Below are 19291 nucleotides of genomic sequence, written 5' to 3'. Positions count from 1 at the left end.
AAGGGCACGATGGGTTCATGCCGATCTCCCATGTGAACAGCCGCTTGGCCCAGGCCGGTACGTCGATCTTCGCCGAGATGTCCGCACTCGCCGCCGAGACCGGTTCGATCAACCTGGGCCAGGGTTTCCCCGACACCGACGGCCCCGCCGAGATCGCCCGCGCCGCCGCCGACGCCGTCCTGGCCGGCCGCGGCAACCAGTACCCGCCGGGCCGGGGCGTCCCCGAGCTGCGCGAGGCCGTCGCCCACCACCAGAAGCGGTTCCACGGCATCACCCTGGACCCCGGCTCCGAGGTCCTCGTCACGGCCGGAGCCACGGAGGCGATCGCCGCGTCCCTGCTCTCCCTGCTGGAGCCCGGCGACGAGGTGATCACCTTCGAGCCCACCTACGACACCTACGCGGCGTGTATCGCGATGGCGGGCGGCGTCCACGTCCCGGTCCCCCTGCGCCCGCCGTCCTTCCGCCCCGACCTGGACGCGCTGCGGGCCGCCGTCACCCCGCGCACCCGCATCCTGCTCCTCAACTCCCCGCACAACCCGACCGGCACGGTCCTCACCCGCGAGGAGCTGGCCGCTGTCGCCGAACTCGCGGTGGAACGGGATCTGCTGGTGATCTCCGACGAGGTGTACGAACACCTCGTGTACGGCGTGGAGCACGTCCCGGTGTCCACGTTCCCGGGCATGCGGGAGCGCACCCTCACGATCAGCTCGGGCGGCAAGACCTTCTCGTTCACCGGCTGGAAGGTCGGCTGGGTCAGCGGGCCCGCCGCGCTGGTCTCGGCGGTCCTCACCGCGAAGCAGTTCCTCACCTATGTGTCCAGCGGGCCGTTCCAGTACGCGACGGCGCAGGCGCTGCGGCTCCCCGACGACTACTTCGACGGGCTGCGGCGGGAGCTGCGGGCCAAGCGCGATCTGCTCGCCGAGGGCCTGCGGTCCGCCGGGTTCACGGTCCATCGGCCGGACGGCACCTACTTCATCACCACGAGCATCAGGGGGCTCAGCGACGCGGACGGGCTGGAGTTCTGCCGGGAGCTGCCCCGGCTGTGCGGGGTGGCGGCCATCCCCAACCAGGTGTTCTACCGGGACCCCGGCGCGGAGGCCCGGGGCCTGGTGCGGTTCGCGTTCTGCAAGAGGACCGAGGTGCTGACGGAGGCGGTGCGGCGGCTGGCCGCCCTCGCCTAGCGCGCAGTGGCCGCGCCCCGGGGAGGGGCGCGGCCGGTGTCAGTGCGCGTGGCCGTGGTGGTGGCCCTCGGTGAGCCACTCAGGCGCGTCGCCCCGGACGAACTTCAGGTAGTGGTCGGTCGACTCCTTGAGGATCCGCTGGGCGTCCCGGCGGATCGCCGGGGCCCACCAGTGGGCGTACATGCGGTCGTAGGAGTACGGCTGGACGGCCTCGACGACGCCGTGCACGCCGCGTTCGGGCAGCGGGAGGCGGTTGGGGGCGCTGTAGAGGAACGCCACCCGGTCCTCGCCCGGGGAGATGTTGATGGTGTCCCCGGTCAGCAGGACCCCGAGGCCGTCGGCGCCCTGCGCCCAGTGCAGGACGGCGCTGCCGGGGAAGTGGCCGCCGCACTGGATCAGGGTCACGCCGTCGGCCAGCGGGACCTCGTCCGACCAGGTGTGCACGAGGTCCTCGGCCGAGGCGGGGCGCCCGAGCCAGTGGATGTCCACCTCGGGCAGCAGGATCCGCGCGCCGAAGATCCGGGCCCACTCGACGATCGCGCCGTAGAAGTGCGGGTGGCTCGCGGTGACGACGCTGAGCCCGCCGGCCTGCCGGACGGCGTCGACGGCGGCCTCGTCGAGGTACGGCGAGGGGTCCCACATGACGTTGCCCGCGTCGGTGCGCAGGACCAGCCCGCGCTGGCCGATGCCGATCATCGGCTCGGCGCCGACCCCCAGGAGGCCGGGCTCCACCTCGCGCACCACCGAGCGGTAGCCGCCGGCCGCCATCGCGTCGAGGGTGGTCCAGCGCTGGCCGCCCGCGGGGACCCACTGGCGGTCGTCCTCGCAGATCACGCACTCGCCGGGAGGCGTGTCCCCCTCGGTGTAGGCGTGGTTCCCGCACGTCTCACATACCCACGGCTTGGTGGTCATCTTGGTCTCCTCAGCCGGTCTCAGACGAGTTCGAGCAGCAGTTCCGCCAGCTCCTCGGGCCTGTTGCTGGGGATCATGTGGTTGGTGGCGATCTCGCGGTAGCGCCAGGCCGGGGACTTCGAGACCCGGTCGGCGGCGGTCCAGAAGGGGCCCGGGGGCTCGGGGCGGGGCTCCCCGGTGGCCTTGATGAAGGTCCGGGTGAACGGATAGTCCTCCAGCGGGCGCGTCAGCCGTACCGGTTCGGTGAACGTGCCGAGGGGCTGCGGGGTGCGCCGTGCGGTGATCCAGGCGCCGGTCTCGGGGTCGTCGAACTCGCGGACGGGCGCCGGGAGCAGCCAGGAGCCGCCGAGTTCCGTGATGCGCGGGGCGCTCGCCCCGCCGGGCAGGCCGGCGGCCTCGCCGTCGTCGGGCACGAAGGCGTCGAGGTAGACGAGGTGGCTCACGCGGTCGGCGATGTATTCGAGGGCGCCGGTGATGACGCAGCCGCCGTAGGAGAAGCCGAGGAGGACGATCTCGTCGAGGTCCTCGTAGCGGACGCAGTTGACCACGTCGGCGACGTGCGTGGTCAGGCCGGTCTGGGGGCTGGCGAGGTGGACCCGTTCGCCGACGCCGGTCAGGCTGGGGGTGAAGACCTCGTGGCCCGCGGCGCGCAGCGGGCCACGGACCTTGCGGAAGTCGTGGGCACCGCTCCAGGCGCCGTGGACCAGGACGAAGGTTGCCATCTGGTTCTCGATCCGTTCTTCCCGTGGAACAAAGCAGGGGATGGAGCAGGGGATGGGGCTGGGACGTCGACAGGCGGCCGGCCGTCAGGCCCCCGGCGGTGTGACCACCAGGTGGTCGGGGGCCGGCTGGACCCGGCTCAGGTCCGCTTCCAGCAGCAGCGCGTCCCCGTTCTTCCCGACCTCCCTGAAGCCCGCGAACCGGTAGGTCACGAACATCATGCGGTTGCGTCCGGTCTCGACGAACTCCGCCTGGAGCGCCGCGCCGTGGTCGCGGGCGAGGGTCATGACGTGGTTGAGGAGGACCGCGCCGACGCCGCGCGACATCACCCGGCAGGACATCAGCAGCAGCTTCAGCTTCCAGACCGGTCCGCTCGTCTCGACCAGGGCGAGGCCGATCTTCCCGTACTGCCCGAAGCGGTCCTCCAGGTCGGCGACGAGCAGGCGGTGGTCGGGGGACGCGCACAGCTCCTTGAGTTCGTCGTAGGAGTAGGTCTTGCCGGTGGAGTTCAACTGGTTGGTGCGTACGGTGAGTTCCTCGGCCCGCCGCAGGTCCTCCTCGGCGGCGTCGCTGATGGTGAAGACCATGCCGAGGGTGGCGAGGAAGTCCTCGCCGGTGGTCTTCGCCTCCTCCTCCGCCTGGTCGCGTTCGATGGCGCTGCGGTACATCGAGCGGCGGTTGCGGGACTCGTCGGTGATGAACCGGGGCCGGAACTCCTCCCAGCCGGTGACCGCCTCCGCTATCTCGGCCGCCGCGACGCACAGCACCTGCGGGTGGCGGAAGGCGACCTCCTCCAGTTCGAACTCCTGGTCGTCGACGAACGCGAGGGAGTCGACGCCGATGTTGAGGGCCGCGGCGATGTCGGCGACGGAGTCGGACTTGGGCCCCCAGCCGATCCGGGGATGGAGGAAGTACTCGGCGAGCCCGAAGGCCTCCAGCCGCTCCAGCGCCGCGCCGTGGTCGTTCTTGCTCGCCACCGACTGGAGGATGCCGCGCGCGTCGAGTTCCCTGATCAGCTCCACGACCGCCGGCCGCACGGCGACGTCGCCGTCCTCCAGCAGGACGCCGTCCCAGAGCGTCTCGTCCAAGTCCCACACCACGCACTTGATCCGGCCCCGGCGCGGCTTGTCCCGGGGGGTGTCGCGCCGTCCTCCGGGGACGGCCGGTGCGCTTACCTGGCTGTCCACCTGTACGCCTCCTCAGCGATCTTGATCTGCTGGATCTGGGTGCTGCCCTCGATGATTTCCATGACCTTGGCGTCGCGGTAGTAGCGCTGCGCGGGATGGTCCGGGGCGCAGCCGGCGGCCCCGTGGATCTGTACGGCGTCGCTCGCGGCGCGGGCGGCGGCGGTCGAGGCGAAGTACTTGGCGATCCAGGTGGCCATGATGGTCTGCGGGTCCTGCCGGTCCTTGAGCTCCCCGGCCTGCCGGCACAGCAGCCGGGCCGCGCTGACGTCGGTGACCATCTGCGTCAGCATCTGCCGGATCAGCTGGTGCTCGGCGAGCGGCTGGGTGCGTCCGCCGCGTTCGGCGGTGAACCGGGCCCCGGCCTCCAGGCAGGCCTGGACGATGCCGACGCTGCCGCAGGCGACGCTGTAGCGGCCGATGTCGAGGACGCCGGTGACGACGGTGGCGAGCGCGAAGCCGTCGGGGCCCAGGAGGGCTTCGGGGCCGAGCCGGCAGTCCCGGAAGTCGATCTCGGCGAGCATGCTGCCCCGGGTGCCGAGCATGCCGTGGACGGGCCGGACCTCGACGCCGGGGGTGTCGCGTTCGACGAGGAAGGCCGAGATGCCGCGTCCGGTGCGGGCGAACACGAGCAGGAGGTGCGCGATCTGCCCGCCGGTCGTCCAGCGTTTGGCGCCGTCGAGGACGAAGCCGCCGTCGTCCTGGCGTACGGCGGTGGCCGCGATGTTCGCGACGTCGCTGCCGGCCTCCCGTTCGGTCAGGCAGAACGCGCCGATGGTCTCGCCGCGCGCGAGGCGGGGCAGCCAGCGGGTGCGCTGTTCGTCGCTGCCCCAGCGGGAGACCGCGTACGCCACCATGGAGTGGACGGTGAGGAGGCTGCGGACCGAGGAGCAGCCCCGGCCGACCTCCTCGTGCAGTTCCCCCAGGGTCACCATGTCCAGGCCCGAGCCGCCCACCTCGGCGGGCAGGATCGCCCCCCACCAGCCGAGTTCGCCCATGCGGGCCAGGACGTCGCCGGGTATGGCCTGGTCCCGGTCGAACCCGGCCGCGCGGGGCGCTATCTCGGCGTCGACGGCGGCCCGGAACTCCTCCCTGCCGTGGGGGCGGTCAGACATCCGAGCGCGCCTGGGTCAGCCGCTCGACCAGTTTGGTCATGGCCGTGACGGTCCGGAAGTTGTCCAGTTCGAGGTCCTCGTTGGGGATCTGCACCCCGAAGCGCTTCTCGACGAACATGATGAGCTGGATGGTGAACAGCGAGTTGGCGATGCCTCCCGCGAAGAGGTCGTCGTCGTCGCCGATCTCCAGGTTGGGGAAACTGCCGGCCAGGAACTTCGCTATCTCCGGTCCCACCGCTGCCGTCATGTCAGACCTCCAAGGCGTAGGAGAAGAACCCCTGCCCGGACTTACGGCCGTGGAGTCCGGCGTCGGTCATCTTCTTGAGCAAGGGGCACGGTCGGTACTTGCTGTCACCGAAGCTCTCGTGGAGGACTTCGATGCTGTAGAGGATCGTGTCGATCCCGATCAGGTCCGCCGTCGCCAGCGGGCCCATGGGGTGGCCGAAGCAGGAGGTGAAGACCTTGTCGACGTCCTCCGGCGTGGCCACGTTCTCGTGCACGAGGAACGCGGCCTCGTTGATGGTGAGCATCAGGACCCGGTTCGACACGAAGCCCGGTGAGTCGTTCACCACGATCCCCGTCTTGCCCATGCTCGCCAGGAGCTGCTGGGCGGTGCCGACCGACTCCTTCGAGGTGTGGTGGCCGGGGATCAGCTCGACGACGGGTTTCTGCGGCACCGGGTTCATGAAGTGGATGCCCAGGACCTGCGCGGGGCGCCGGGTCAGCGAGCCGATGCGGGTGATGGGGATGGCGGAGGTGTTGGCGGCGAACACCGTGTGCTGCGGGCACACCTCGTCGAGCACCGGATACACCCGCGCCTTGACGTCCCAGCGCTCGGTGACGTTCTCGACCACGAAGTCGGCGTCGCCGAGGGCCTCGTAGTCGGTGGTGAAGGTGATCGCCTCCTGTGCGCGGGCGGCGTCCACGACCGTCCCGGCCGCCGTGCCGAGCAGCCTGCTGAAGCGCAGGTCGTTGCGGATCCGCTCGGCGGAGCGGTCCAGTACCTCCTTGCTGACGTCGATCAGAACCACTTCGTGCCCGGCGGTCGCCAGGTTCTGGGCGACTCCGCCGCCCATGACACCCGCGCCCACCACACCGACCCGGCTCACGCCTGCCTCCCGTTGTGTCGGTCCTGCTGCTGTGCCGCCCTGTCCGGAAGCTGCGCCGCGACGACCGCGGCGAGTTCGGCGACGGTGAGGTTGTCGAAGAGGGACTGCAAGGCGACCTGGACGTGCAGGGTGTCCCGCAGCCGCGCCAGGAGTTTGATGCCGAGCAGTGAATGGCCCCCGAGTTCGTAGAAGTTGTCGTGCACGCCGACCTCGGCGACGCCGATCTGGTCCTGCCACAGCTCGGCGAGCGCCTGCTCCAGCGGGTCGCGGGGGGCGACGTACGCGGTGGCGAGCGCGGGCCTGGGGTGGGCCGCGGCGGGGGTGCGTGCCTCGTCCGGCTCGTCGGTATCGGTGCCGAGGGCGCCGACGTGTCCGACGATCGCCGCGAGGTCCTTGGTCGCGACGGCCACCTGGGGCGACAGTTCGCGGGCCAGCAGGCGTTCGAAGGCCGAGGCGCCCTCGGCGGGCCTGATGCCGGTCTCCAGGTGGGCGAGGAAGGCGTTCTCGTCGTCCCCGCGGAGCTCCGGGTAGGCGTAGGCGCCGACCTCGTCGGAGCGGCCGTCGCGCAGGGCGGGCAGTTTCGTGTCGAGGGCGCGGGCCGTCTTCATGACGAACTCCTCGGCCCGCAGCAGGATCCGGCCGTCCTCGTCGAAGAGGGTCACGTCGAAGGAGAGGGTCTCGCGCGAGGTGCGGGCGGGGTCGCCCCGGTAGGTGAGGAGGCTGTGGATGCGCGCGGGGAGCGGGCCGAGGACGTCGATGGCCCGGTAGCGCAGCGGCATCAGGTAGTCGCGTTCGAGGTAGAGGCTGGCGAACCCGGTGGCGATGTCCAGGAGGAAGGGGTGCAGGCCGAGCGCGGCGACCTCCTCGCCGTAGCGTTCCGGGACCGCCAGCCGGGCCAGGGCCACGCCCTCGCCGGTCCAGACGGCCTCCACGCACTGCGAGCGCGGCCCGAAGGTCATCGGCCCGTCGTGGCTCACCTCGCCCGCGTCGCGCAGGCCGTGCCGCTCCACCAGCTCTTGGGCCGTGGCGGCGGGGTACGCGGGGTCCTGGTCCGGCAGGGGCAGGACACGGCCGGTGACGTGCTCGCTCCAGTGCTCGCCGTCCGCGCTGACGACCGAGAACCGGTAGCCGTCGGCCGCCTTGTCGAGGACCACGCGGACCTCGCGCTCCCGGCCCTCGCCGAGGACGACCGGCGCCAGGAACAGGACGTCCTCGAAGCGGACCGCGCCGCTCAGACCCCGGTCGGCGACGGCCGCGCGCACCATCTCCAGGTAGGCGGTGCCGGGGATCACAGAGATGCCGAGCATGCGGTGCTCGTCGACGAGCCAGTCCCGGGGGGTGCTGAACCGTGCCGCGTAGATCGCGAGGCCGGGCGTGTCCACGAGGCAGGTGTGCAGGAGGGGGTTGGCGAGGGGGCGCGGGTCCGGGGTGCGGCCGACGACCCTGGCCGCCATGCCGACCTCCTGCCAGGCGTCCCAGTTCACCGACACGGTGTACGGGCCGCCCGCGGCGGAGCGGTGCTGGGCGTAGGCGTCGAGGAAGGCGTTCGCGGCGCAGTAGTCGACCTGGCCGAGGCCCCCGCTGAAGGCGATTGTGGAGGAGCACAGCAGCAGGAAGTCGAGCGGTGTCGCGCCGAGGACCGCGTCCAGGACGAGGGCTCCGCGCACCTTGGGCGCCAGTACCGCGCCGGCCGCCTGCGGGGTCTTGAGCTGCATGACGCCGCCCCCGGGGACCCCGGCGGCGTGGATCACGCCGTGGAGGGCGCCGAACCGGGCGGTGGCCTCGGTGACGGCGGCCCGCATCCGCTCCTCGTCGGTGACCTCAGCCGCCAGGAGCAGCACCTCGGCGCCGAGTTCCTCCAGGGCCACGACCTTGCGGACGCGCGCGGCGGTCTCGTCGCTCCCGGCGAGCAGCTGCGCCCACTCCTCCCGTGCGGGCAGGGGCGAGCGCCCGACCAGGACCAGGCGGGCCCGTGCGGTGCGCGCGAGGTGCTCGGCGAGGGTCAGGCCGATGCCGCCGAGCCCGCCGGTGATCAGGTAGACGCCCCGCTCCCGGATGCGGGCGGGGGGCCGCGCGGGCTCTTCCAGCCGTACGGGTTCCCAGCGCGGTGTCCAGCGGCCCCGGCCCCGGTGGGCGACGACGGGGTCGTCGGGCCGCCGTACGAGTTCGGTGAGGAGGCGGTCCGCGTCCGGGGCGTGGCGCGCGATGTCGATGCTCTGCGCGGTGAGGCCGGGGTGTTCCTGCGGGGCCACGGTGACGGGTCCGGTGACCGTCGCCTTGGCGGGGGTGACCGCCTCGCCGTCGGTGACCTGGCGCAGGCCGTCCGAGACGACGGCCAGGTGCAGGGGGCCGTCGTCGCCCCGGGCGCCCCGGGCCTGGACGAGGAACAGCAGGCTGTCGAAGCCGCGCTCCTGGAGTTCACGGAAGGCCACCGGGTCGTCGCCGGTCACGGTCCACAGGTGGACGACCGTCCGCGGCGGGGCGGCGAGCGCGCCCAGCAGCGCGTCGTAGTCCTCCCGGCGGCCGGGCGCCAGCGCGAACCGCCCCTCGCCGAGCCGCTGGAAGCGCTCACCCCGGACCACCGTGACGACCTCGTGCCCGGCCCGGGCCAGCCGGCCGGCGAGCCGCTGTCCGGTGCCGTGGTCGTCGAGGAACAGCAGCCAGCTGTGGGGTTCCGCCGCGAGTTCCTCGTCGTGCACGGGGTCGAGGGGCGCGGTGGAGGCCCAGGAGGGTACGGAGAACCAGCCGGCGAGGTCCTCCTTCCTGGCCATCGACGGGGCCTTGGCCGGGGCCGTCGTCGGTGCCGGGCGCGGGGCGGTGGTGTCGTCGACCCAGTACCGGCGGCGTTCGAAGGGGTACGTGGGCAGGGGGACGCGGCCCGGTGTCTCGCCCGCGTTGACGCGGTCCCAGTCGGGCTCCACGCCGGCCAGCCAGAGGCGGCCCAGCGAGGTGAGCAGGAACCGGGCGGCGGGGGTGCTGTCGTGGGCGGCGGGCAGCGAGGACAGGGACATGCGGTCGCCGGCTGTGTTCTCGGGGGCCTCGGGCAGCAGTTGCAGGGCGAGGCTGCTGTACGCCTGCCCGGGTCCGACCTCCAGGAGGACGCGGCCGGGGGTGCGCCACAGTTCCTCGACGGCGCCGGCGAAGCGGACGGTCTCGCACATGTGGCGCGCCCAGTAGGCGGGGTCGGTGGCCTGCTCGTCGGTGATCCAGGTGCCGGTGACGTTGGACAGGTAGGGGATCGTGGGCGGATTCAGGGTCACGGTGCGGGTCAGGTCCGTGAGCGGGGCGCGGCCCGGTTCCATCATGTGCGAGTGGAAGGCGTGCGTGGTCTGGAGGCGGCGGGCGGCGACGCCGTCGCGGGTGAGGCGCTCCTCCAGTGCGGCGACCGCGTCCGTGTCCCCGGCGAGCACGGTCAGGGCGGGGCCGTTGACGGCGGCCACGGAGAGCCGGTCGTCGAGGGGGGCCGCCTCGTGCTCGGGCAGGGCCACGGCGAGCATCGCGCCGCCCGGCATCTCCTCGATCAGGCGGGCGCGGGCGGCGACCAGGAGGCAGGCGTCCTCAAGGCTCAGGACGCCGGCGACGCAGGCCGCGACGTACTCGCCGATGCTGTAGCCGAGCATGGCCTGCGGGCGGATGCCCCAGTCCGTCCACAGCCGGGCCAGCGCCCACTCCACCATGAAGGTGGCGGGCTGGGCGTACAGGGTGCGGTCGAGTTCGGCGGCGGGGGCCGCGCCCCGGCCGAGCATGGCGCGCAGGTCCATGCCGCCGGTCGCGGGGGCGGCTCCGGGCGCGGGGTCGGGGTACAGAAGGGTGCGCAGGTCGATGCCGAGGTGCGGGCGGAAGAGTTCCGCGCACCGGTCGATCTCGGCGCGGAAGACCGGCTCCGACGCGTACAGCTCCCGCCCCATGCCCGGGTACTGGTCGCCGAGGCCGGAGAACATGAACGCGACGGGCCGCTCCCCGGCCGGGCCGGCCGTCTGCCGCAGGAGCCGGCGCGGTGCCCGGCTCTCCAGGGCCTCGGCGGCGTCGGCGGTGTCCGCGATCTCGGAGTCCGCGCAGACCAGGACCTGGCGGTGGGCGAAGCGCGCCCGCCCGACCTGGAGGGTGTAGGCGATGTCGGCCGGCGACTGGGCGCCGGGGTCGCGCAGGTGTGCGGCGAGGCGGTCGGTGGCCGTCTCCAGGGCGGTCCGCGTGTGGGCGGACAGCGGCAGCAGCCGCCAGGGCCTGCGGGAGGGCGCCTCGGGGCGGGCGGGGGCCTCCTCCAGGACGGCGTGGGCGTTGGTGCCGCCGGTGCCGAAGGAGCTGACCCCGGCGAGCCGGGGGCCGCCGTCCGTCTTCCACTCGGTGAGTTCGGTGACGACGTGGAAGGGGGAGCGCGCGAAGTCGATGTCCGGGTTGGGCTGCCGGTAATCGAGGCTCGGCGGGATCTGCTGGTGGCGCAGGGCCAGGGTCGTCTTGATGAGGCCGGCGACGCCGGAGGCGGCGTGGGTGTGCCCGATGTTCGTCTTGACGGAGCCGACGGGGCGCGAACCCGGGGCAGCGCGGAACGCCCGGGTGAGCCCCTCGATCTCGATCGGGTCGCCCAGCGAGGTGCCGCTGCCGTGGGCCTCGACGTAGCCGATCGCGGCGGGGTCGACCTCGGCCATCAGGTGGGCGGCGCGGATCGCGCGGGCCTGTCCGGTGACGCTGGGGGCGCTGAACCCGACCTTGGCGGCCCCGTCGTTGTTGACGGCGGTGCCCCTGATCACGGCGTACACGGTGTCCCGGTCGCGCAGCGCGTCGTCGAGGCGCTTGAGGACGACGACCCCGACGCCGCTGGAGGAGACGGTGCCCTGGGCGGCGGCGTCGAAGGCGCGGGTGTGGCCGTCGGGCGAGAGGATGCCCTCGGGTTCGAACAGGTAGCCCTCGGTCTGCCGGGCCCGGACCGTGCTGCCGCCGGCGAGCGCGAGGTCGCAGTCCCCGCTCAGCAGCGCCTGTCCGGCGAGGTGGACGGCGACCAGGGAGGTCGAGCAGGCGGTCTGGACGGTCAGCGCGGGGCCGCGCAGGTCCAGCTTGTAGGCGGTCCGGGTGGCCAGGTAGTCCCGCTCGCCGCTGAGGTGGGTCAGCAGCCAGCCCGCGGACTCGGTGGTCGCGGGGTCGGCGAGGACGTGGCGGCGGTAGGTGTTCTCGTAGGCGCCCGCGTAGACGCCGGTGGCGGTGGGGCGGCGGGGGCCGGCGTATCCGCTGTCCTCCAGGGCCTCCCAGGCGCATTCGAGGAAGAGCCGGTGCTGCGGGTCCATCAGCTCGGCCTCGCGCGGTGGGATGGTGAAGAACTCCGCGTCGAAGAGGTCGTGGCCCTCGACGACTCCTCTCGCCCGTACGTAGTCGGGGTCGCGCAGCAGGTGCGGGGGGACGCCCGCCGCGCGGAGTTCGTCCTCGTCGAAGCGGGTGATGCAATCGACGCCGTCGCGCAGGTTCGTCCAGAACTCCCGCGGGTTCGCGGCTCCGGGATAGCGGCAGGCCATCCCGACGACGGCTATCTCCAGGCCCGTTGTCATATCTCGTCTTCCGTCCGCTGTCGGCGCCGGCCGCGCTGCTGCGCCAGCCGTCGGTTTCCTTCCGCGCGTCCCCGGCCCTCGTCCGGTTCGTCCGTCCCGTCGGCGGTGGCGAGGTACGCGGCGAGCGCCGCGACGGTGGGGTGGGCGAACAGTTCCACGACGGGCACGTCCCGGCCGGTGGTCTCCCGGATCCTGGCCTGGACCTGCCGGATGAGCAGGGAGTTGCCGCCCAGGTCGAAGAAGTGGTCGCGGGTGCCGACCTGGTCGAGGCCGAGCAGTTCGCCCCAGATGCCGGCGACGGCGCTCTCCAGGGCGGTGCCTGGCGCCGCCCGGCGGGCCGCGTCGGGCTTCTCCAGCTGGGCGGCGAGTCCGGAGCGCTGGATCTTGCCGGTCGACGTGCGGGGGATCTCGGCGACGCGGAAGAGCCGCCGGGGGATCTTCGGCTCCGCGAGGCGGGCGGCGAGGAAGTCGTGCAGTTCCTCGTCGGTGGGGTGCGCCCCGGGCGTGAGGACGACGGCCGCCGCGACCTCCTCGCCCAGGGTGGCGTGCGGGAGGGGGAAGGCGGCGGCCTCGGCGATGCCGGGGTGGGCGAGCAGGGCCTCGTCGACCTCGACGGGCGAGACCTTGGTGCCGCCGCGGTTGATGATCTCCTTGAGGCGGCCGGTGAGGAACAGGTAGCCGTCCTCGTCGAGGTAGCCGCTGTCGCCGGTCCCGAACCAGCCGTCGGTGAAGGCTTTCGCGTCGGCCTCGGGGTTGTCGTCGTAGCGGCTGATGACGGTCTCGCCGCGCAGCACGATCTCGCCCTCCTCGCCGGGGGCGAGGAACTTGCCGCCCTCGCCCCGTACGGCGAGTTCGTTGCCGATGGAGACGCCGACGGACCCGGCCCGGCGTTCGCGGGGCGGCAGCGGGTTGCTGGTGATGATCGAGCAGGCCTCGGTCATGCCGTAGGAGTCGATGACGACGGCTCCGGTGGCCTCCTCCAGCGACTCGCGCAGGCGGGGCGGGAGCGGGGCGGACGCCGAGCGCACGAACCGCAGGGTGGTGGGTCCGCCGGTGAGGACGCCCGCGACGGCCTGGTGGATGGCCGGTACGGCTGTGTACCAGGTCGGTTCGTAGGTGCTGAGCCAGCCGGGGAAGGCGTCGGCGTCGAAGGCGGGCGGGCAGACGACGCTCGCGCCGGCCCACAGGGTGGCGAGCAGGGGGCTCATGAGTCCGTGGCCGTGGAAGAGCGGCAGGACGTTGAGGCAGCGGTCGTGCTCGTCGAGGTGGAGGCTGGCGGCGATGTTGCGGGCGGAGGCGCAGACGAGGTCGTGGCTCTGCGGGACGAGTTTGGGGCGTCCGGTGGTGCCGGAGGTGTGCATGAGGAACGCGGTGTCGGCGGGGTCGCCGTCCGTGTCCCCGGCCGCCGCGCGGGAGGCGGTGTCGGGGACGAGGCCGAACTCGCCGGCCGCTCCCCCGGGCACCGGCATCAGTTCGACGACGAGGCGGCCCTGGGCCCGCGCGACGGCCGCCGCGTGGGTGTCGGTGCCGCGCTGGACGAGGACCGCCGTCACGTCCATGTCGGTGAACAGGGCGTCGAACTCCCGGGCCCGGCCCGCGGGGTCGAGGGGGGCGGCGGTGGCCGCGCAGGCCACGCCGACGAGGGCGCTCGCCGCGGCGGGGCCGCCCGGCAGCGCGATGGCGACGCGGTCGGTGCGGGCGATGCCCGCCTCGGACAGGGCCCGGGCGGTGCGGTCGGCCTGGCGGCGCAGCGCGCGGTAGGTCAGGGCGGGCAGGCCGGGGGAGAGTATCGCCGGGGCCTCGGGGCGGCGTTCGTCCTGCTCGCGCAGGAGCCGGCCGAGGTGGCGGATCGTGGTGGTGCCGGGCTCGTGTGCCGTCGCAGATGTCATCACTGTTCCTCTCCCGCGAGCGGGGTACCGGACGGGCCTTGGGGGGTCAGCGGACGGCCCGTGGCCGCGCGGGTGGGCGCCGGGCCACGGGGTCCGGGTGCCTGGGGCCCCGTAGCTGTGTGGTGATGCGGGCCAGCCGGTCGCCCTGGAAGGCCGCCGCGGTCAGGGTCTCGGGGCCGGGCAGGGGGCCGTGGGCCGTCGTGTGGCAGATCCCGTACGGGTTGCCGCCCGCGATGGTGATCGACGGGTCCGTGTAGCCGGGTGGCACGATGACCGCTCCCCAGTGGTGCATGGCGTTGTAGAGGGCGAGCAGCGCGGATTCGCTGCCGCTGTGCGGACGGTGGGCGGTGACGAACCCGGTCGCCGCTTTGCCGTCGAGCCGCCCCGAGGTGCGCAGCGGCTCGCAGTCGGCGAGGAAGCGCAGCAGGGGCGGGGAGACGCCGCCGAGGAACGCGGGCCCGCCGAGGGCGAGGGCGTCGGCCCACTCCACGTCGGCGGGCGCGGCGTCGCCGACGTCGAGCAGCCGTACCTCGGCGCCCGCCTTCCCGGCGCCCTCCGCGATGGCGGCGGCCAGCGCGCGGGTGCCGGGTTCGGCGGGGTCGCAGACGACGGCGACCCTGCTGTTCTGCGGGCACGCCGGTCCGGTCATGCGGGCGCAGGTCCGGCTGAGCCGGCCCCCGAGGGCGCGCGCCGCCCGCTGGTGCGCGGCGTCGACCAGGCCGTCCGGGTCGGCGGGCGCGGCGACGCCGTACGGGTTGCCGCCCACCGCCGTGAACGCCCCTTCCGCTGGTCCGGCCGGCAGGATCAGCGCGCCCCAGTGGTACATGCTCTGGTAGAGGGCGAGCAGTGTCGTCTCGCGTCCGCCGTGCGGGCTGTTGGAGCTGGTGAGCCCGGTGACCACCCGGTCGGCGAGGACGCCTTCGCGCCACAGGGGGGAGGCCGCCTCGATGAACCGTTTGAGGGGGGAGGCGATGTTCCCGAAGTAGGTCGGGGTCGCGAACACGACTCCGTCCGCCCAGCGCAGGTCCTCGTGGGTCGCGCCGCCTTCTTCTCCCTCCACCCTCAGGAGGCGTACGTGTGCGCCGTCCGCCTCCGCTCCGGCGGCTGCCGCCCGCGCGAGCGCGTGGACGGTGCCGTTCCTGCTGTAGTGGATGACCGCGACCCGGGGCGTCCTGTGCATGTCCCGTCCGCCCTAGGGAGATTCCGCGAGCCGGAACCCGACGGCGTAGTGGGACCGGTCGTACAGGCCGTGCCGGCGCCGGCAGCGGGCCAGGTCGCCGCCCCGGGTGAAGCTGCCGCCGCGGACGATCCGGTACGTGCTGAAGGAGCGCAGCCGCGCGTCGCCGGAGCGGGTGCCGCCCGGGTAGGGGACGAGGTCGTCGGCGATGAACTCACCGCCCGGGTAGGGGCCGTAGTCGTCCGCGGTGTACTCCTCGACGTTCCCGGCCAGGTCGAGGACGCCGAAGGGGGAGGCGCCCGCCGGGTAGATGCCCACGGGGGTGGCGGTCAGGGGGCCCGCCTCGGAGGTGTTCGCGGCGTGCTCGTCGAAGGTGTCGCCCCACGGGTACTCGCGGCTGTCGCCACCGGTCGCCGCGTACTCCCACTCGGCCTCGGTCGGCAGCCGGAAGGGGCGGCCGGTGCGGTCGGAGAGCCACTCCGCGTAGGCGTCGGCGGCCTGCGGCGGGACGGTCCACACGGGGTGGTTGCCGAGCTGGTCGGGGTAGCAGCCGAACTGCCAGGAGGTGGGCAGCCAGCGGGCTCCGGTGTCCTCCAGGAAGCGCCGGTACTCCAGGTTGGTGACCGGGTAGCGCATGATGCGGAACGCGCCGATCTCCACGTCGTGGGCCGGGCACTCCTTGCGGAGGTAGGTCTCCTTGAGGCCGGCGTCGGGCCAGCGGTCGAGGATCGCGGGGATGCGCGCCTCGTCGAGGCCGACGCGCACCCGGGCGGCGGGGATGTCCGCCATGGCCGGGTCGTCGGCCCGGACCCGCGGGTCGCCGACGAGGCCGCAGAGGGTGGCGGCCATGTACCGGCGCTCGAAGGGTGTCGCGGGGTCCTCCGCGATCCGGGCGAGGGCGCCCGGGTACTCCCCGAGCAGTCCGGTCGCGTGCTCGGCGAGCAGGTCGGGGTCGCAGCGTCCGGTGAACTGCGGGGGCAGCCGCATGGCCTGCCGGTCGCCGATCACGTCCAGGTTGACGGCCATGGTGTGGCCGCTCGCGAGCGTCACGACGCCCCCTTCCCGGCGCGCTCCCCGGCGGTCCCGCCGCTGGTCTCCTCGACCAGCCGGAAGCCGATCGCGTAGATCCTGCGGTCGAACCAGCCGTGGCGCCGTGCGCAGCGGGCCAGGTCGCCGAAGCGGGTGAAGCTGCCGCCGCGCGCGACCCGGTAGCTGCCCCCGGTCGTGAGGTCGTCGGCGACCTCGTCGCCGCCGGGGTAGGGCGTGTAGTCGTCCGCGACGAACTCCTCCACGTTCCCGGCCATGTCGTCGGCGCCGAACACGCTGCGGCCCGCCGGGTAGATGCCGACCGGGGTGGTGGTCAGCGGGCCTTCCTCGACGGTGTTGGCGTGGTCGCTGCGGAAGTCGGGCCCCCAGGGGAACTCCCGCTCGATGTCGCCGCCGCCGGCCGCGTACTCCCACTCGGCCTCGGTCGGCAGCCGGAACGCGCGGCCGGTGCGGCCGGCGAGCCAGGCCGCGTAGGCGTCGGCGTGTTCCGGGCGCACCGTCCACACCGGGTGGTTGGCCCGGTGGACGGGGTAGCTGCCGAGCTCCCAGGAGGTCGGGAGGGCGTCGAGTCCGGTGTCGTCGAGGAACATCCGGTACTCCAGGTTGGTGACCGGGTACCGCATGATCCGGAACGCCTCGATGTCGACGTGGTGGCGGGGGGCCTCCTTGCGGATCCAGGAGTCCAGGACGCCGACGTCGGCCCACTGGCGCACCACCTCGCCGACGCGCTCGGGCGGGATGCCGATCGCGCACCGCGCCGCCGGGACGGGGACGGTCTCGGGGTCGTCGGGCCGGATGCGGGGGTCGCCCGTCAGGGCCAGCAGCGATCCGGCGGCGTAGCGGCGGGCGAACTTCTGGTCCGCGTCGGAGCAGATGGCGACGAGGTCGCCGGGTGACTTCCCGAACAGGTCCGGGTGGCCCGCGAACACGTCGTGCGGGAGGCGCTCCACGAGCGAGCCGGGCAGTCCCATCGCTCCCCGGTCGTCCAGCCGGTTGGGGTCCTTGACGATCGGCAAGGGCCTAGCGGTCACGCGGACGCTCCCGGTATCTCGTAGACCTTGCTGTCGTAGGAGCCGGCCAGGAACAGCCCGCGGTCCTCGTCGTAGGCGAGCGAGGAGATCCCGGACGTCGTCGGCCTGTCCTCGACGACCCACGTCGCGCGTTCCCGGTCGTAGACCAGGACGTGGCCGTGGTACGAGCCCGTCGCGATCAGCCGTCCGGAGGGGTCGGCGGCGATGCACTTGATGGAGTTGGGGTGCGCCGTGGGGATCACCTCGGAGGTGAAGTCCGGTGCCCACAGCCGGAGTTTGAGGTCGCGTCCGACGCTGGCGAAGTGTCCGCCGCTGAGGCCCACGCAGCCGTTGGCGATCCGGTCGTGCGCGCCCTCGATGCGGTGCACGAGCTTCAGCGTGCGGGCGTCGTGCCAGGCCACGCCGGTGTCGGCGCACACGGAGAAGAGCAGGTCGCCGGAGGCGGCGACGCCCTTGACGGCGTTCTCGTGCAGCGCGACGTCGGTGACGTGGCGCAGTTCGCCGTCGGGGTCGAGCCGGAACACCAGGCCCTCTCCCGTGTACGCGCCGATCAGGACGTGGGCAACGCCGTCGACCTCGAAGCGGACGCCGCAGTTGAGGGGCGAGCGGTGCTGGCGCAGGACGCGGCCGGTGGCGGCGTCCATCACCTTGCCGAGCTGGCCGCCGGTGACCGTCAGCTCCTGGCCGACCGGGGTCAGGAAGTTGCAGAGGCTGCCCATGCGGGCCTGTTCGGCGCCGTCGCGGACGACGATGCCGGCGTCGCCGACGGTGTAGACGCCGCCCGCGTGGGCGACGACCGCGTTGACGCCCGGGGTGGGGGCGACCTCGGCGGTGCTCCAGGTGCCGGTGGCGTAGTCGAAGGAGCGGTAGGAGGCTCCGAAGGTGCCGAAGACGAGGGTGGTGCCGGCCGCGAAGGCGCAGGAGCGGGGCCAGACGTCGTCGGGGATGGCGGACTCGCCGACCCGGCGCAGCTCGCCGTCGGAGGTCTGCCACAGCAGCAGTCTGCGGTCGTAGCTGAGGCTCACCAGCAGGTCGCGGTCCGCGCCGAGGACGAGGCGCTTGATGCCGGCGTCGTGGCCCTGGACCGTGGTGCGCCGCTCGCCGCGGATGACGATGATCTGGCCCTCGTCGTTGCCGGCGTAGATGGTGCCGTCGCGGTCGATGACGATCGTGTCGGTCTCGACGCCGCCGAGGTCGATGTCCTCCAGCAGCTCCCCGGTGCTGGAGGACCAGCGCTTGACGGTGCCGTCGTCGCTGGAGGTGACCAGCTCGGAGCCGTCCGCCGACCAGTCGACGGAGATGACGTCGGCGGTGTGGCCGGCGCAGGAGTGCACGAGGGTGCCGCTGAAGTCGTAGACGCGCAGCCGGTGGTCGCGGGAGGCGGTGGCGATGAGTTCCCGGGAGGGGTGGAACGCGGACATCTCGACGTCGTCGGCCTGGTCGTTGAGGACCGCGAGCAGCCGCAGGTCGGGGACGGACCACAGGCGGGCGGTGTAGTCGCTGGACGAGGTCACCAGCAGCGTCCCGTCGGGGCTGAAGGCGCACTGGTTGGCGAGGTGGTCGTGCAGGACGCGGTTCACCGGGCGTTCCGTGCTCTGGTCCCAGAGAATGACCTGGTTGTCGTAGCCGGCGCTGGCGATGTACTTGTCCGCGTAAGCGGCGATCCCGCTTATCGGACTCCTGTGCTCGATCACGATCCAGACTCCTCGTCAGTCGATGTCGATGGAATGGCCGGCGTGTACGACTTTCGCTTTCAGGTACTCGCGATTCGATTCGGTGACATGGACACCCGTGAGTCGCTGACCTTGGACCAGAACTCCGTTCTCGCGCAGCTGGCGGATCTTTTCCGGATTGTTCGAGAGGATCTCCACCTCTTTGAGGCCCAGGGTCACCAGCATCTGCGCCGCCGATGTATAGGTGCGCTGGTCGTCGAGAAAGTTCAGCGCTCTGTTCGCCTCGAACGTGTCCATTCCGGTGTCCTGCAACGCATAGGCGTCGAGCTTGTTGTAGAGCCCGATGTCCCGCCCCTCCTGACGGAGGTAGAGCAGGATGCCGCCGCGTTTGTGCATCAGCGTCATCGCCTCCCGCAGCTGCGGGCCGCAGTCGCAGCGGGTCGATCCGAGCACATCGCCGGTCAGGCACTCGGAGTGCAGCCGGACGATCGGAACGGGCTGTTCCAGGGCGTCGCCGAACACGATGCCGAGGTGTTCGCGGCCGTCGTCCAGGCCGTCGAAGGTGATGACTTCGGTCGCCGCGAACTCCCCGCCGGCGACTTCGAGCGGAACACTCACTCTCGTACGTATTCGGGGTGACCCGGACCGGCTTTCGCCTGTCGACCCAGGCGCTTGCATTTCGTTGAGCGAGTAGGCAGAACGGTTCTCTAATGACA

General features: G+C 72.8%; 14 protein-coding genes. 1 reads left to right on the top strand and 13 read right to left on the bottom strand.

The window, feature by feature from the left end:
• The first annotated feature begins 17 nt into the window (after positions 1 to 17).
• Entirely contained in the window at positions 18 to 1181 is a 1164-nt protein-coding gene (locus tag PV682_RS03905) for a pyridoxal phosphate-dependent aminotransferase (RefSeq protein ID WP_319723991.1), read from the top strand.
• Between the two features lie 39 nt (positions 1182 to 1220).
• Here PV682_RS03905 and PV682_RS03900 read toward each other — a convergent pair whose 3' ends face one another.
• From PV682_RS03900 to PV682_RS03840, 13 genes are all read right to left on the bottom strand, one after another.
• Positions 1221 to 2093 (bottom strand): MBL fold metallo-hydrolase, encoded by an 873-nt coding sequence (locus tag PV682_RS03900; RefSeq protein WP_319723989.1) that lies wholly within the window; start codon positions 2091 to 2093, stop codon positions 1221 to 1223.
• A 20-nt stretch (positions 2094 to 2113) separates the two neighbouring features.
• The gene (locus tag PV682_RS03895) at positions 2114 to 2815 is read right to left on the bottom strand and encodes an alpha/beta fold hydrolase (protein WP_319723987.1); all 702 of its coding nucleotides are present in this window, start codon (positions 2813 to 2815) and stop codon (positions 2114 to 2116) included.
• 84 nt (positions 2816 to 2899) lie between these two features.
• Entirely contained in the window at positions 2900 to 4000 is a 1101-nt protein-coding gene (locus tag PV682_RS03890) for an HAD-IIIC family phosphatase (RefSeq protein ID WP_319723985.1), read from the bottom strand.
• Positions 3985 to 5112, bottom strand: coding sequence for an acyl-CoA dehydrogenase family protein (locus PV682_RS03885; protein WP_319723983.1), 1128 nt, complete (start codon positions 5110 to 5112; stop codon positions 3985 to 3987). Before PV682_RS03885 ends, PV682_RS03890 begins: the two co-directional genes overlap by 16 nt.
• Positions 5105 to 5359: an acyl carrier protein gene (locus PV682_RS03880; RefSeq protein ID WP_319723981.1), complete on the bottom strand. Its 255-nt coding sequence runs from the start codon at positions 5357 to 5359 to the stop codon at positions 5105 to 5107. The genes PV682_RS03885 and PV682_RS03880 overlap by 8 nt, the downstream gene beginning before the upstream one ends.
• 1 nt (position 5360) lies before the next feature.
• Positions 5361 to 6221 (bottom strand): 3-hydroxyacyl-CoA dehydrogenase family protein, encoded by an 861-nt coding sequence (locus PV682_RS03875; protein ID WP_319723979.1) that lies wholly within the window; start codon positions 6219 to 6221, stop codon positions 5361 to 5363.
• Entirely contained in the window at positions 6218 to 11758 is a 5541-nt protein-coding gene (locus PV682_RS03870) for a type I polyketide synthase (protein ID WP_319723977.1), read from the bottom strand. The genes PV682_RS03875 and PV682_RS03870 overlap by 4 nt, the downstream gene beginning before the upstream one ends.
• On the bottom strand, positions 11755 to 13647 hold the full coding sequence (locus PV682_RS03865; protein ID WP_319723975.1) for a non-ribosomal peptide synthetase: 1893 nt from the start codon (positions 13645 to 13647) through the stop codon (positions 11755 to 11757). Before PV682_RS03865 ends, PV682_RS03870 begins: the two co-directional genes overlap by 4 nt.
• 46 nt (positions 13648 to 13693) lie before the next feature.
• Positions 13694 to 14827, bottom strand: coding sequence for a flavodoxin family protein (locus tag PV682_RS03860; RefSeq protein WP_319723973.1), 1134 nt, complete (start codon positions 14825 to 14827; stop codon positions 13694 to 13696).
• Positions 14828 to 14839: 12 nt separating this feature from the next.
• On the bottom strand, positions 14840 to 15874 hold the full coding sequence (locus tag PV682_RS03855; RefSeq protein WP_319723969.1) for a formylglycine-generating enzyme family protein: 1035 nt from the start codon (positions 15872 to 15874) through the stop codon (positions 14840 to 14842).
• Positions 15871 to 16842, bottom strand: a complete 972-nt coding sequence (locus tag PV682_RS03850; protein ID WP_319724199.1) for a formylglycine-generating enzyme family protein — start codon at positions 16840 to 16842, stop codon at positions 15871 to 15873. The genes PV682_RS03855 and PV682_RS03850 overlap by 4 nt, the downstream gene beginning before the upstream one ends.
• A gap of 56 nt (positions 16843 to 16898) precedes the next feature.
• A complete protein-coding gene (locus tag PV682_RS03845) occupies positions 16899 to 18596 on the bottom strand; it encodes a WD40 repeat domain-containing protein (protein ID WP_319723968.1) in 1698 nt (565 codons plus the stop codon).
• A 15-nt stretch (positions 18597 to 18611) separates the two neighbouring features.
• A complete protein-coding gene (locus tag PV682_RS03840) occupies positions 18612 to 19193 on the bottom strand; it encodes a GTP cyclohydrolase II (RefSeq protein WP_319723966.1) in 582 nt (193 codons plus the stop codon).
• Positions 19194 to 19291 lie beyond the last annotated feature (98 nt).

This window comes from Streptomyces niveiscabiei (assembly GCF_033794345.1).
In the GTDB taxonomy this organism is placed as follows: Bacteria; Actinomycetota; Actinomycetes; order Streptomycetales; family Streptomycetaceae; genus Streptomyces; species Streptomyces niveiscabiei.
The sequence above is the reverse complement of the archived record's forward strand: the minus strand, read 5'-3'. Positions and strand labels throughout refer to the sequence as shown.